This is a genomic window from Actinopolyspora alba (genome assembly GCF_900112765.1).
Lineage (GTDB): Bacteria > Actinomycetota > Actinomycetes > Mycobacteriales > Pseudonocardiaceae > Actinopolyspora > Actinopolyspora alba.
Genome location: NZ_FOMZ01000007.1, coordinates 1 through 12,103, shown reverse-complemented (window position 1 = coordinate 12,103; position 12,103 = coordinate 1). Strand labels below are relative to the sequence as shown.

The 12,103-nt window shown below is 66.8% G+C and carries 13 protein-coding genes and 1 rRNA gene; 3 read left to right on the top strand and 11 right to left on the bottom strand.

Annotation, left to right across the window (positions count from 1 at the left end; translation table 11 throughout):
• Nucleotides 1-24 precede the first annotated feature (24 nt).
• Nucleotides 25-462, bottom strand: a complete 438-nt coding sequence (locus tag BM150_RS11495) for a tyrosine-type recombinase/integrase (RefSeq protein WP_092926992.1) — start codon at nucleotides 460-462, stop codon at nucleotides 25-27.
• Nucleotides 463-813: 351 nt separating this feature from the next.
• Here BM150_RS11495 and BM150_RS11490 point away from each other — a divergent pair, with 351 nt between their 5' ends.
• Complete coding sequence (locus BM150_RS11490) at nucleotides 814-1,293, top strand: hypothetical protein (protein WP_092926990.1); 480 nt, start codon at nucleotides 814-816, stop codon at nucleotides 1,291-1,293.
• 15 nt (nucleotides 1,294-1,308) lie between these two features.
• Entirely contained in the window at nucleotides 1,309-1,596 is a 288-nt protein-coding gene (locus BM150_RS11485; RefSeq protein WP_092926988.1) for a hypothetical protein, read from the top strand.
• Between the two features lie 271 nt (nucleotides 1,597-1,867).
• Here BM150_RS11485 and BM150_RS24120 read toward each other — a convergent pair whose 3' ends face one another.
• From BM150_RS24120 to BM150_RS11465, 5 genes are all read right to left on the bottom strand, one after another.
• A complete protein-coding gene (locus BM150_RS24120; protein WP_175496788.1) occupies nucleotides 1,868-2,017 on the bottom strand; it encodes a hypothetical protein in 150 nt (49 codons plus the stop codon).
• A 74-nt stretch (nucleotides 2,018-2,091) separates the two neighbouring features.
• Nucleotides 2,092-2,319, bottom strand: a complete 228-nt coding sequence (locus tag BM150_RS11480; RefSeq protein ID WP_139219518.1) for a hypothetical protein — start codon at nucleotides 2,317-2,319, stop codon at nucleotides 2,092-2,094.
• Entirely contained in the window at nucleotides 2,316-2,522 is a 207-nt protein-coding gene (locus BM150_RS11475; protein WP_139219517.1) for a hypothetical protein, read from the bottom strand. Before BM150_RS11475 ends, BM150_RS11480 begins: the two co-directional genes overlap by 4 nt.
• Before the next feature lie 82 nt (nucleotides 2,523-2,604).
• On the bottom strand, nucleotides 2,605-3,783 hold the full coding sequence (locus BM150_RS11470) for a helix-turn-helix domain-containing protein (RefSeq protein WP_092926984.1): 1,179 nt from the start codon (nucleotides 3,781-3,783) through the stop codon (nucleotides 2,605-2,607).
• A 465-nt stretch (nucleotides 3,784-4,248) separates the two neighbouring features.
• Nucleotides 4,249-4,848, bottom strand: coding sequence for a MerR family transcriptional regulator (locus BM150_RS11465; protein WP_217641592.1), 600 nt, complete (start codon nucleotides 4,846-4,848; stop codon nucleotides 4,249-4,251).
• Nucleotides 4,849-5,018: 170 nt separating this feature from the next.
• Here BM150_RS11465 and BM150_RS11460 point away from each other — a divergent pair, with 170 nt between their 5' ends.
• Complete coding sequence (locus BM150_RS11460; RefSeq protein WP_092926982.1) at nucleotides 5,019-5,528, top strand: DUF6194 family protein; 510 nt, start codon at nucleotides 5,019-5,021, stop codon at nucleotides 5,526-5,528.
• Nucleotides 5,529-5,777: 249 nt separating this feature from the next.
• On the opposite strand, the gene BM150_RS11455 is transcribed toward BM150_RS11460, so the two are convergent.
• From BM150_RS11455 to rrf, 5 genes are all read right to left on the bottom strand, one after another.
• On the bottom strand, nucleotides 5,778-6,713 hold the full coding sequence (locus tag BM150_RS11455) for an NADP-dependent oxidoreductase (RefSeq protein WP_092926980.1): 936 nt from the start codon (nucleotides 6,711-6,713) through the stop codon (nucleotides 5,778-5,780).
• 152 nt (nucleotides 6,714-6,865) lie between these two features.
• Nucleotides 6,866-9,946 (bottom strand): bifunctional [glutamine synthetase] adenylyltransferase/[glutamine synthetase]-adenylyl-L-tyrosine phosphorylase, encoded by a 3,081-nt coding sequence (locus BM150_RS11450; RefSeq protein ID WP_092926978.1) that lies wholly within the window; start codon nucleotides 9,944-9,946, stop codon nucleotides 6,866-6,868.
• Nucleotides 9,947-10,113: 167 nt separating this feature from the next.
• Nucleotides 10,114-10,866: a type 1 glutamine amidotransferase gene (locus BM150_RS11445; RefSeq protein WP_092926976.1), complete on the bottom strand. Its 753-nt coding sequence runs from the start codon at nucleotides 10,864-10,866 to the stop codon at nucleotides 10,114-10,116.
• A gap of 32 nt (nucleotides 10,867-10,898) precedes the next feature.
• Nucleotides 10,899-11,744, bottom strand: coding sequence for a GNAT family N-acetyltransferase (locus tag BM150_RS11440; protein WP_092926974.1), 846 nt, complete (start codon nucleotides 11,742-11,744; stop codon nucleotides 10,899-10,901).
• Nucleotides 11,745-11,848: 104 nt separating this feature from the next.
• Nucleotides 11,849-11,966 (bottom strand): 5S ribosomal RNA (gene rrf / locus BM150_RS11435).
• Nucleotides 11,967-12,103 lie beyond the last annotated feature (137 nt).

The window sequence follows — 12,103 nt, the reverse complement described above, 5'->3', positions numbered from 1 at the left end:
GCTTGACCTGGTTTTTCCATCAAGTCAAGATCCGTGAGTCCGCACGGAGTCCGCGAAATCTCCGAACTCGGCCGACATCACAGCTTCCACAGCGGTCCGTGTGGATTCCTCGGTGTCCGGCCCCGAGTGTCCGTAAGCGTCCAGCGTCGTCTTCGCCGAAGCGTGGCGAAGACGACGCTGGACTGTTCTCACGTCCGCGCCCGAGCTGATCAGTAGACTCGCGAAGTAATGACGGAGATCCTGAAACCGGAAATCCCCCGGTAAGCACGCGACATGCTTGCGGACACGGCGGACTTCCCGTTCGATCTTCCACGGCCCCACCTGCTCACCTTCTCCGGCCGTCAGGACCGTCTCGCCAGGCCAGCGCCGTACTTGCTCGGAGAGGACCTTCACGAGTGTGTCCGCGATCGGCACCGTCGTGCGCGACATCTCCGTTTTCAACTCTTCCTCCGGATACTGCACGGCGGGCGAGTTTCGCCCCAAGAGCACGGCTCTGGACACAGCAACCGCAGCGGAACGAGGCGAACACACCCGAGGTCCCTCAGCGGTAGCACATAACGAACGAAGTAGCCGAGCTCTACCGCACAGCCCCGTCGACCGTCCAGCACTGACGAACGATCGGCTACGGATCGCACGGAATCAAAGCCGATAAGCGCGTCTTGTACTCACCAGTCGAAATCGAACGGTTCGATGCGGAACTATGCGCGAACAGCGGTGATGCCGCGTGAGTTCGACACAGTACAGCCATGAAAAGCGGTGCCGCCCCCTGTGCCCCAACAAGGATTCGGCACCGCCTACGAGAAAGGTCCTGCTATGACCTCACAGGAAGTGAGTAACCCCGAAAACACCAGCAATGAGCAAGCCGAGTTGATGAAGCACGGCGAGCGCGTCGCCGATGGCGCGGCCGTGGGGTCGGCGGTCTACGGCACCGCGGACGCTCGGTGCACCGGCAGCGTGTACGTCGGTGACCGGGTGCTGTCCGGCCTCACTCCGGGGCAGCTCCGGGAGCTTGCCGCGCAGGCTGCCACCTCGGCCGATGCCGCCGGGGCAGACAGGCACTCGGTGATACTCCAGAACGACCCGGAGATACGACAGCTTTACCGGGAGAGCACCACGCTCTGTGGAAGCGAAGCCAACGTCGAACTGCTCCAGGACCCGGACCTCGGCCCGGTGGGGTACATCGACGTGAACCGCCGCGAAGCGCTCACAAGTCTCAGCGTCGACGAGATGCTGTCGCTGTCCGCGCACTTGGCTCAGATGGCGCTGGTCGCTCACCGGGAGGTGAACCGGTGAGTACGACCGAAGTCGATGCGGCAACTGCCCGGGCCGTGGCGTTCGCTCCGGCTCCGGGCCGGTCCCGGTAGAGCCTGGCAGCCCGGTGCCCGTTCCGCGGCAACCCACCTGCACAGCGTCCACCGGTGGGCAAGCGCACCCGTGGTCAAGGCCGCTCGGTGCTGCCCCTGGCGTGCCTACCGGGTGCGGGTGACCACGGTGGATCTCACGGAGATATGCCCGAAGCCTGAGATCACCGTCTCGGTGGGACTGTTGCTGGCGCTGGCCCGGGAAGCCGAGTTCAGCCGCATGTCGCGCCAGTGACAGGAGGCCGTGTGGGCCGAGAACTGGCACCGGTGGCGGCATCTCCACATTCGTCGAGAAGAGCCACCCCCGCCAGCCGCATACACAACCTCCCCGAACAGCACACCTAGACGACTTCGTGACCCGACTGCGATTCGAGATGCACGAACGCCGCCGCCATCGCGTGCCCCCACCACCCCCGGCATGAGTCAGGGAACGCCCCGGCCCCATCACACCAACCGGGGCGCAATCGTCGCTCTATGGCCCACTCAGCGATCCGTGAGAGCCGCTGTCACAGCCGCCGCAGCCCCTCCAACACGCGGGCCAGAGTGCCCGAGTCACGCGACCAGCCGGACACGACCGGCCCGCTGCCGGTGGCGTGCCGATCACCGCCCGGCCGGGACATGGTGGGCGGCCCCGGCGCCGCGAGATCACCGGACAACACGGGCACGTGCCCCGACAGCCGGCAGGGGCGGAAACCATGCCGGCCAAGATAGGGCCGGCCCCTTCGCACAGTCACGACTCCGGGTCCACGATCGTGGGCGGCTCCCCTTCGTCCGCATCCGTGTCGGTGGGAGCGTCGCGGTACTCACGCAGCGCGGCCGCGAGTTCGTCCAACGCCTCGGCCAGCCCCTGCCGATCGGCCGCCGGAAGCCGCTTGCCGCCGAGCTTGTAGGCCGCCTCGTCCACCATCCACTGACAACGCCGCAGCAACGTCGCCAACTGCGTATGCGGCTGACTCACCGGACACCACCCCCGCCCGGCAACTGGCCCAACAGCCTCGTCAACGTGTCGCGCAGCTGGCGCACCTGCTCGGCACTCCACCGGGTGCGGTTGTAGACGGTGGGAGTGATGATCGTCAGCCGACCACCCTCGACCGACAGCTGTAGTGATTCGGTGCCGTCGTGCTCAACGGTATTGCACCGCACCAACACGGGCTCTCGCATAGCGTCACCTCCAGTAATCGAAGCGACGCTATGGAGATTGAAGGACGCGGCTTTGACACAGTGGCAAACCCACTCGAATGGGTTACACGTGAAGTCCTGCTCGGTAGGCCATACCACGAAGTTCGCGTCCCACCGCGTCGCGATTGGTCTTGAGCAGTAGCTCAGCGAGGGTGGAACGAGTGAACGGGTGTTTGTGTACTCGTGGGGGCGAGATTCGTTCCGCCGTGCGAAGAGCCCGCACCGCCGTTTCTCGTTGCTTTGGTATCCGTGCCAGCGCACGACCGTAATCGCCCCAGTACGCTGCTTTCCTGGTCGGAGACGGGATCATTCTCGGATCTACGCTCGCGCCCAGACGGGCGGCCTCGATGAATTCACCGCATTCCAGGGCAACGGCCATGCGCCACACGGCGACATTCGAAGGACCGAAACCGAACCACAGCGCGTTGGCCTCCCCCGTCCGTTCGGCAAGTTCAGCCGCATGTTCCAACGGCGGGGTACGTTCGTTCGTTCGCCCAGCCGCGGCAGCCAACAGGGAGTTGGTAAAGGCCAACATCCCGGACAACTGCATGTCTTCCGAAGTCGCCGTTCCCGGTGAAACAGCCTTGAGCGTGTCGGTGGCCAGGTCGAACGCCCCGGCCGCCATGAGCCCGTGCGATACCCCGAAGCCCGCTACGCCGAGCATGAGCGGCTCGTCCAAGTGGTGTGCCGCCTGTTGCGCGAGTTGGGCCGCCTGCCAGCCGAGATCGAGGGAAGCACCAACGTCCCGCAACCAGGCCTGCGTTCCCTGAACGTGCAACAGGACCAAAGAGCGCAATACCGCGCCATCATGCTTGCCAGCACGCAGGGTTTCGTGAGTATCTCGAATCAACCCCGGCAGCTCTTGTCCTACCTCTGCGTGTCGGCATGCCTGCTGAGCGCTGAGCAACGCGGCCAGCCGATCGTTCAACCCCGCCACGGGCCATACTTGGCCGCGTGGTTCGCCGATGCTCGCGCCGAGAAGGGCGAGTCGCACTTCGTTGAGTTGCCCATCCTCGTTCGCCTCACCCGCGCCGCCGAGTGTGGACTCGGTGAGTTCGGTGGGGGCGACTTCCAGAGCTTCGGCAAGAGAAGTGATCAGAGACCGGCGGTCGAGGGCACGTTCACCGGACTCCAGCCGAGACAAGTAACTAGCACTGATACCCGCCAATCCGGCGACCACGGACAAGGACTTGCCGCGCACGTGCCGGATCTGGCGCAGCTTGCGACCGATATCCGACTCCACATGTGCAAGGCTACCCAGCAGACGGCCCGGAGTTAATCGTGATCACCGGAGATTGGGACTCATTGTCCGGTGATTCGTCGACCATGCGGGGGTTCTTCTCCGAACCCCCGGCCCGTCGAGCGGGGGCAAAACCTCCGCGAAGAGGTACGCACCGAGGATAGCGGGAACGCGATCAGGTGGCGAGATCCGTCGATTGATCCTTAATGGACAGTCCGCGAATAGTCCGCGAAACGATCGAAATCACTCAACGTCAGCCAACACAGAGCGACGCATCACACCAGGTCAGAACATGCATAGCCCAAAAGCGGGCCAGCTCGAAAGCTCCTGGTCTCAGTTCGCGATGTACTTCGACGTGTGATCGACCGACGCACCGCGTGACACGAGGGGGCCCGCCGCGGCGGGTCCCCTCTGTCGTGTGCTGTTCCGCTCGCCGCCTGTTCGGCGCGGAAGTCGTACCATGGAGGGCTAGCCGTTCCGGATGATTTCCGTGAGATCGGTGCCTGCTGTGAGAAGGGCGAGTGTGCGCTGCGCGATGACGTCGATCCTGGCTTGTAGTGCCGCGATCGGGTCGTCGATCTCGTGGAGCTCTCGGATGTCGTGCATGGTTTTGCGGATATCGGGGATCCGGTAACCCGCTGCGCGTAGCGCGGCGGTGATGCGAGCCTCTCGGATCGCGGACAAGGGATATCGGCGAACGCTGCGACTGGTCACGCGTTCCGGGGACACCAATCCGGCTTGTTCCCAGAACCGCAGCGTCGATGTGCGGACGCCGAGGGCCGTGGCCAGTTCCGCGATCGTCATGGTGTCCGCCGCACCGGTTTCGGAGTCGTACACGGCTTCGTCGCGTATCGACAGCAGCGCTCGTTGGGCTTCGAGGGCGTCCTCCCGCGCACGGACGAGCTTGCCGTGCAAAGAACTGATCAGCGCCACCGCCTCGTCGGTGGGAAGGGTTGGCACTCGCCGAAGAACATCTCTCGCCTCCACCGGGCCAATGGCGACGGCCAGGTTGCGGTAGGTGCGCAGCGCGAGCAGATGGACGCTGGAGAACTCACGGTATCCGTTCACAGCTCGAGGGACAGCCGGGATGACTCCCAGCCGTTCGAGCTCGCGGACCTGCTGAGGCGAGTAGCCCGCGGCCGCGGCAACGGCGGAGGTGTTGAGACTCCCCCGGCGCCCCCCAGAAGCATTCACAGCGGTCGAACCCTCCACAAGCACTTCAATGCCACGCTCGAACCATGAGTATGCACCACATCCTCAGCGCGGTCCGCGAATTCGAAGGACTCCTCGAGCTCGCACCCGGTGCGGGAAGCGAGTTTCCCGAGATCGCCTGGGGCGATCACTTCTTCTACTACTCACCGGACGGGCGAATCCCGCGGCACCACCAGCCGTTCGCCACGATCGTCACGAAGGACTATCCCGGCGAGCCGTCGTCGAACCTGGGGGCAGCGGACCGATACCGCGTGAATGTCGATGTCGGCCGGTCGACATTCACCGAGCTCACCGGCGAAACCCCCCGCGACTTCGACTCGAGCGACAAGAAATCGCGAGAATTCGGTGAATCGGACGTGTTCATGCCCCATCCCGTGTACGGTGCTCGCGGCTGGGTGGCTGTCGTGAACCCGGCGGAACGGACCATGGCCACCCTGGTTGATCTCCTGCACGGCGCGTACGAAAAACAACGGCGCCACGTCGACCGCCGAGCGCCCGAGAGCGAGCACAATCACAGCAGCGGACCGGAGCAGTGAGACACCGCGTGAGCCGCTGCCACGGGATCGGGGAACGGCTCGGCATCCGTGACGTCGAGCGCTGGTGCTCGGCCTGCCGCTGAACGCGTGCGGCAGGCACCGAACAAGCACCATCATCACCGGGCTCGGCCCAGCAGCCCACCCACGGAGGACAACCGAGAGGTGGGAGTACATCGACGTCGGGCGCGGCGCGGGCTTCACGAGCACGGCACCGCGCCCGACGCACTCTCACGGGTGGGTGGCCTCGGTTCAGTCGACGGTGAGCACCAGCTTGCCCCGCACGTGGCCCTGCTCCAGCAGTTCGTGCGCCTGGGCGGCGTCGCGCAGCGGGAAGGTGCGCTGCACCTCCACCCGCAGCTGACCGCGATCTATCAGCTTGCTCAACCAGGTCAGGTCCTCGGTGTCCGGCCGGACGAACACGTAGTGCCCGCCCTGCTGCAGCACGGTCTCGGGATCCTCCACCGAAGCGTGCCGCGAGCTGTCCCGCAGGATCTCCGGGGTTTCGCGCAGCGCGGTTCCACCGGCCATGTCCACCGCGGTGTCGACCTTGCCGTCACCACCGACGAGCTCGGCGACGCGCCCCTGCAGCCCCGGTCCGTAGGTGACCGGCTCGGCTCCCAGCTCGCGCAGGAAGTCGTGATTGCGTTCCGAGGCGGTACCGATCACCCGGGACGCCCCCAGCGCGAACGCGATCTGCACCGCGAGGTGCCCGACACCGCCTGCCGCGGCGTGCACCAGCACGGAATCGTCGGTGCCGGTCTCCACCGCCTGCAGCATCTGCAGCGCGGTGAGTCCGGCCAGCGGTAGTCCCGCCGCCTGCGTGAAGTCCGCCGCGCCCGGTTTGTGGGCCAGGGTGCGCACCGGAGCGGCGACCAGCTCGGCATAGGTGCCGTGCTGCACGTGGTCCTCGCGCACGTAGCCCACGACCTCGTCACCGGGTTTGTACTCGGTTACGGCGGGCCCGACGGCACGGACCACGCCCGCGAGGTCCCAACCGGAGATCAACGGCGTGTGGTGCGGGAAGAGACCGCGCAGGTAACCGCGGCGGATCTTCCAGTCCACCGGGTTCACTCCCGCCGCCCTGGTCTCGACGAGCACTCGGTCGGGACCGACCAGCGGATCGTCCAACTCCTGGTACGAAAGAACGTCGGGTTCGCCGAATTCGGTGAGCGCGATAGCCTTCATGCTCTCTGCAACGACGTTTCGTCGCGATCTTATTCCGGCATTCGGAGCAGCGCGTCCGATCCGCTGGTCGAGCTTTCCACCCGCCCGGTCGACGGTGACGAGAACCGGTGGGAGACAGCAACCTGTCGGGCTCCCGCCCCCGGAAACCCCGGTCAACTCAGCACGTCCTCGTAGAAGACCCGCTCGACCACGCTCCTGGCACGCCGGGTCGCGCGCAGGTAGTCGTCCATCACCTGACCGGAGTCCGAGCCGCTCGGATAGCCCAACGCCGCAGCGACCGCGTTGAGCTCCCTGGAGTGTTTGGGAAGCTGATCACTTCCCTTTCCCCGAACCAGCATCACGGCGTTACGCGCCCGCATGGCCAGCGTCCACGCGCTCTCCAGGGTCGCCACGTCCTCTTCGGTCAGCAGTCCGGCACCGGCAGCTGCGCGCAACCCACCGACCGTCGAGGTGGTGCGCAGTTCGGGGAACTCGTGGGCGAAACGCAGCTGCAACAGTTGCAGCGTCCACTCCACATCGGCCAGTCCGCCACGCCCCAGCTTGGTGTGGGTGGTCGGATCGGCACCGCGCGGCAACCGCTCGGCATCGACCCGCGCCTTGATACGTCGAATCTCACGTACCCTGCCCGCGTCCAGTCCACCTTCCGGATATCGGATCGGGTCCACGGCGGAGCGGAACCTCTCCCCCAGCTCGGGATCCCCCGCCACCGGACGCGCCCGCAACAACGCCTGGGCTTCCCAGATCTGAGCCCACCTCCGGTAGTAGTTCAGATAGGAGTCCAGCGTCCGGACCAGCGGTCCCGACCTTCCTTCCGGTCGTAGATCGGTGTCCACCTCCAACGGCGGGTCCTGACTCGGCTTGCCCAACAGCCTGCGCACCTGCTCGACCACAGCGGTCGCGAACCGCACGGCGGTACTGTCGTCCGCTCCCTCGACCGGCTCGCAGACGAACATCACGTCGGCGTCGGAACCGTAGCCGAGTTCGGCACCTCCCAGCCTGCCCATCCCGATCACGGCGATCCTGGCGGGCCGTGCGGCACCGGCGACCCCACCGTTGGGAGCCGACCACTCCGACCTGGCCGCCACGTCACGGACAGCGGCGTCCAACGTGGCCTGCAACACCGCCACCCACACCGTCGAGAGCGCGGCGAACACGTCGTGCGGCTGGATCACCCCGAGCAGATCTCCCGCCGCCACACGCAGCAACTCGTGTCTGCGCAACGAACGTGCCGCCGAGGCAGCCCGCTCCGGTTCGCTGTGCCGCGCCACCGCGCTGCACAGCGAACCGGCCACCTCCGCCGGATCCCGTTCGGACAGTTCCGCGGTGTCGGCCAACAGCCGAAGCACTTCGGGAGCGCGTACCAGCAACTCGGGAACCAGTTTCGAGGTTCCCAGCAGGAAGGCGAGCCGTTCGGCGACCACTGCCTCGTCCCGCAACAACCGCAGATACCAGGGGGTGTCCGCGAGCGCCTCGGAAACGTTGCGGTATGCCAACAGCCCGCCGTCCGGATCGGGAGTTCGTCCCAGCAGGTCCAGCAGCACCGGCAGCAGGGTGCCCTGGATGCTGGCACGACGCGTCATCCCCGAGGTCAGCGCCGCGATGTGGCGCAACGCCCCCTCCGGGGAGGTGTAGCCCAACGCTGCCAACCGATCAACCGCTGCCCCGGTGGTCAACCGCAACGCCTCGGTGGGCACCTTCGCGACCGACTCCAGCAACGGCCGGTAGAACAACTTCTCGTGCAACCTGCGCACCCGGTTGCCCTGTTTGCGGTACTCACCGAGCAGCACGTCGGCCGCTTCCTGGCTGCCCTGCGAACGCATCCCCAGCGCGCGCGCCAGGTGGTGGAGCGTGGCCCGCTCCGTCGAGGGCGGGAACAGGTGGGTGCGTCGCAACCTGCGCAGCTGCAACCGGTGTTCCACTCCACGCAGAAAGGCGTAGGAATCGGCCATCGCACCGGCGTCGCTGCGGGCCACGTACCCACGTTCGCCCAACGAGCGAAGCGCCGTCATGGTGGACCGAGACCGGATGTGCTCGTCCCCTCTGCCGTGCACCAGCTGCAACAGCTGCACCGCGAACTCCACGTCGCGCAGTCCGCCCCTGCCGAGCTTGAGTTCGCGATCGGTCTGCTCGACGGGGACGTGCTGTTCGACGCGTTGCCGCATGGAGCGCACGTCGGTGACGAAGTCCTCCCGCTCCGCGGCCGTCCAGATCAACGGCCGGACCGCCTCCGAGTAGCGCTCGCCCAGCTCGGTGTCGCCCGCCACCGGGCGCGCCTTGAGCAACGCCTGGAACTCCCAGGTGCGGGCCCAGCGACGGTAGTAGCTCAGATGTCCTTCCAGCGTGCGCACCAGCGCCCCGGCCTTGCCCTCCGGCCGGAGGGCGGCATCCACGTCGAAGAAGGCGGCCCCGGCGACGCGCATGAGGGTGCTCGCCAGCCGTGTGGCCGGTGCGACGTCCTCCTCCGAAGCGGCCACGAACACGACGTCGACATCGCTGACGTAGTTCAGTTCCCTGCCGCCGCACTTGCCCATCGCGATCACCGAGAGGCGCGGTGTGTACTGCCCGGAAAGCTCGGAGGCGGCCACCGCCCATGCCGCGCGCAACGCGGCGACCGCCGCGTCGGAGAGCCTGCCCGTGATCTCCTCGTACGAGGGAGCGGTGATGCTCGGATCGACGGATCCGGCCAGGTCGGCGGCGGCGATCTCCAGCAGCAGTCCGCGGTAGGCGGCGCGAAGCGGGGTCACCGCGGTACTGCTGTCCACCGTGGCCACCGGAAGCTCCGGGATTCCGCTTTCCGGTGAGGAAGTGGTCATCGCTCCGACGCTGTGCAACAGCTCGGCGCTGAATTCCCGAACACCGCGCTGCCGGATGTCGTCACCCGCCAGGCGACGCCAGTCGGCGGGGTGCGCGACCAGGTGGTCGGCCAGCGCGCTCGAGTAGCCGATGGTGGCGAGGAGCCTGGCTCGCAGTTCCGACTCGGTGGACAGCCGACGCTCGAGTTCCGTCCATTCCGCTTCGGACGACTCACGCAGCCGATCCACGGAGTGCAGGGCGAGATCGGGATCAGGCGTGCGGGAGAGGGTCTCCAGCACCGGTTCCGTCTCGGGCAGCGGGCCGTTGTCCCCCCACCAACCCGCCGCGCGGAGCTGGGTCTCGGCTCGTTCGACGTCGCTGAATCCGTACCGCGCGGGGGACGGCACCGCCCCGGAGCGCTGCCAGTTGGCTTGGGCCATGTCCGTACCGTAATCCGAAGCGACGGTCGGCGGGGATCCCGTCGTGACCGTTGTTGCACACCGGATCGCGAATCGGCTTCGTGCTCCAGCGGAACCGTGCCCGGCAGGGCGGCGGGACGACAGTGCGTGACGGCAGCGCGTTCCGGGATCCCGCTGGAGGAGTTCGATCAGGCCAGTGGCAGGGAACGGGTGGTGGTTCGTTCCTCCGGGGGAGTGGCGGCGAGCTCGTAGAACCGCCGCGCCACCGGCTGCCAGGTCTCCGCGAGATCGGCGTGGAATTCACGGAGATGCTCGGCGTCGAACTGGCCGCCGCGGGCCGCTGCCGCCAACTCCGGATCCGCTTCGGCCAGGCCACGTACCACTTCGGGGGTGGTCTCGACGTGGAACTGGAAACCGTAGGCCCGCGACCCGACTCGAAACGCCTGGTTCTCACCCTTGGGGGAGGCCGCCAGCAGCTGAGCGGTCGGAGGGAGGGTACTGATCTCGTCCCGGTGAAACTGGAACACATCCGGGGTGAGTGGCAGCGGGCCGACGAGCACGTCCTCGGCCGCGGTGTCCCGCTTCGCCACCAGCAACGTCCCTGCTTCAGGGCCGTCGCGGCGGGTGGCGATTCGACCACCGGTCGCCATCGCCAGCAGCTGTGCTCCGAGGCCGAGCGCCAGCACCGGGATCCCGGCCGACGTGGCGGTGCTGAGCAGTTTCCGCACCGAACTCAGCCAGGGGTGTTCGAGATCGGCTCCGGCGTTCGTCTCACCGCCGAGTACCACCAGCCCGGCGTAGTCCCCCGCCGTCTCCGGGATTTCCTCCCGATGCGGATCGCGCACCTCCAGCTCGGCCCCTAGTTCGACGAACCAGTCCCCCAGCATGCCGAGCGGGAGGTTTTCGGACGGTTGCACCACGAGAATCCGCACTCCGGTCATAGCTGCCAGGATACGAACGGGAGCGATCCGAGTCACAGCCGGTGCAGCACGATCTCGTCGGTGTCGTGCACCGGCCGGAAACCGATGCGCCGGTATACGGAGTTCGAAGTGGGATTGGCCAGGTCCGCGAACAGTACGACCCGCTCCGCGCCCGCCGCGACGGCTCGCCGGGCAGCCGCCAACGTGACAGCCGCTCCGTATCCGTTACGGCGGAACCGCGCGGGGGTGTAGACGTGTCCGATCCGGGACATCCCGTACTTCGGCGTGCTGTGGAAGGCCATCGCCACCGGGCGGCCACCGGCGGACCAGAGCACCGGAACCCGGCCGCTGTCCAAGAAGGACCGCAGTTCCCGCTCCGATGCGTCGGTACCGACTCCGACGTCCCCGGCGTCACGGGCGTATTCCGCTCGCCAGTTCGCCAGCCAGGGAAGATCGGAGTGGAAGAAAGCACGTTCTTCACCCCCTACTTCGGTGGGGAATTCCGGGGTGTGCAATTCGTAGAGTCGCTGTCGTATCCGGAGTTCGCGGGTCGCTCCGGTAGCGCGACACCATTCAGCCGCCAACCGATCGACCTGTTCGGTGGGGCCGAGCAGGGCTCCGGGCTCCGGATCGTGTTCGCACAGCGCGGCAACGAGTTCCGCGGCGTCCGCTTCGGGTAGTGCACCGACATGCGCGGGGAAAGGTGGTGTGCGGAGATAAGCACCCAGCACGGTTCGATCCTCGTGCAGGGTGAGCAGTACGGGAGCGGTGCCTGCTTCGTAACTGCGTGCCGCGGCCAGAACCGTCACGGGAATGGTGTGCCGTACGGGATCGGCCCGGTAGAACCGTTCGGCGGTTTCCCGGAAGGAAGCGAACGAGTCGTGGCGTTCGACGTGCATACCGGCATGATCTTCAGTATCCGGTCCCCGGGCAATCGGGTTTTCGGGGTTGGGTATGAGTCCGGCCCCACCCTGGTGGGGGTGGGGCCGGTCTTGGGGGGTTGGGTCGGCGGTGTCCGTGTCTCCCACACCCGTGGGGGTGCAGTACCTGGGGCGCTGGAGGGCTTAGCTGCCGGGTTCGGGATGGATGCCGGGCGTGTCTCCTCCGCTGTGGCCACCGACCCAAAGAACCTTGGGGGGCTGTTGGGGGTGTCAGCCGCTGTGTTCAGTTGAAAAGCGTGTCGGGGTGGTGGTTGGGTTGGGAGCCGTATAGTGGTGGCGATGTCTCACGCTTGCGTGTCACATGGTGTGTGTGGGCG

Excerpts from the sequence above, each read along its gene's own strand:
- BM150_RS11440 (WP_092926974.1), bottom strand. The coding sequence starts at position 11,744 with ATGCACGTCGAACGCCACGACTCGTTCGCTTCCTTCCGGGAAACCGCC.
- BM150_RS11490 (WP_092926990.1), top strand. The coding sequence starts at position 814 with ATGACCTCACAGGAAGTGAGTAACCCCGAAAACACCAGCAATGAGCAA.
- BM150_RS11450 (WP_092926978.1), bottom strand. The coding sequence starts at position 9,946 with ATGGCCCAAGCCAACTGGCAGCGCTCCGGGGCGGTGCCGTCCCCCGCG.
- BM150_RS11455 (WP_092926980.1), bottom strand. The coding sequence starts at position 6,713 with ATGAAGGCTATCGCGCTCACCGAATTCGGCGAACCCGACGTTCTTTCG.
- BM150_RS11445 (WP_092926976.1), bottom strand. The coding sequence starts at position 10,866 with ATGACCGGAGTGCGGATTCTCGTGGTGCAACCGTCCGAAAACCTCCCG.
- BM150_RS11485 (WP_092926988.1), top strand. The coding sequence starts at position 1,309 with ATGCGGCAACTGCCCGGGCCGTGGCGTTCGCTCCGGCTCCGGGCCGGT.
- BM150_RS11475 (WP_139219517.1), bottom strand. The coding sequence starts at position 2,522 with ATGCGAGAGCCCGTGTTGGTGCGGTGCAATACCGTTGAGCACGACGGC.
- BM150_RS11460 (WP_092926982.1), top strand. The coding sequence starts at position 5,019 with ATGAGTATGCACCACATCCTCAGCGCGGTCCGCGAATTCGAAGGACTC.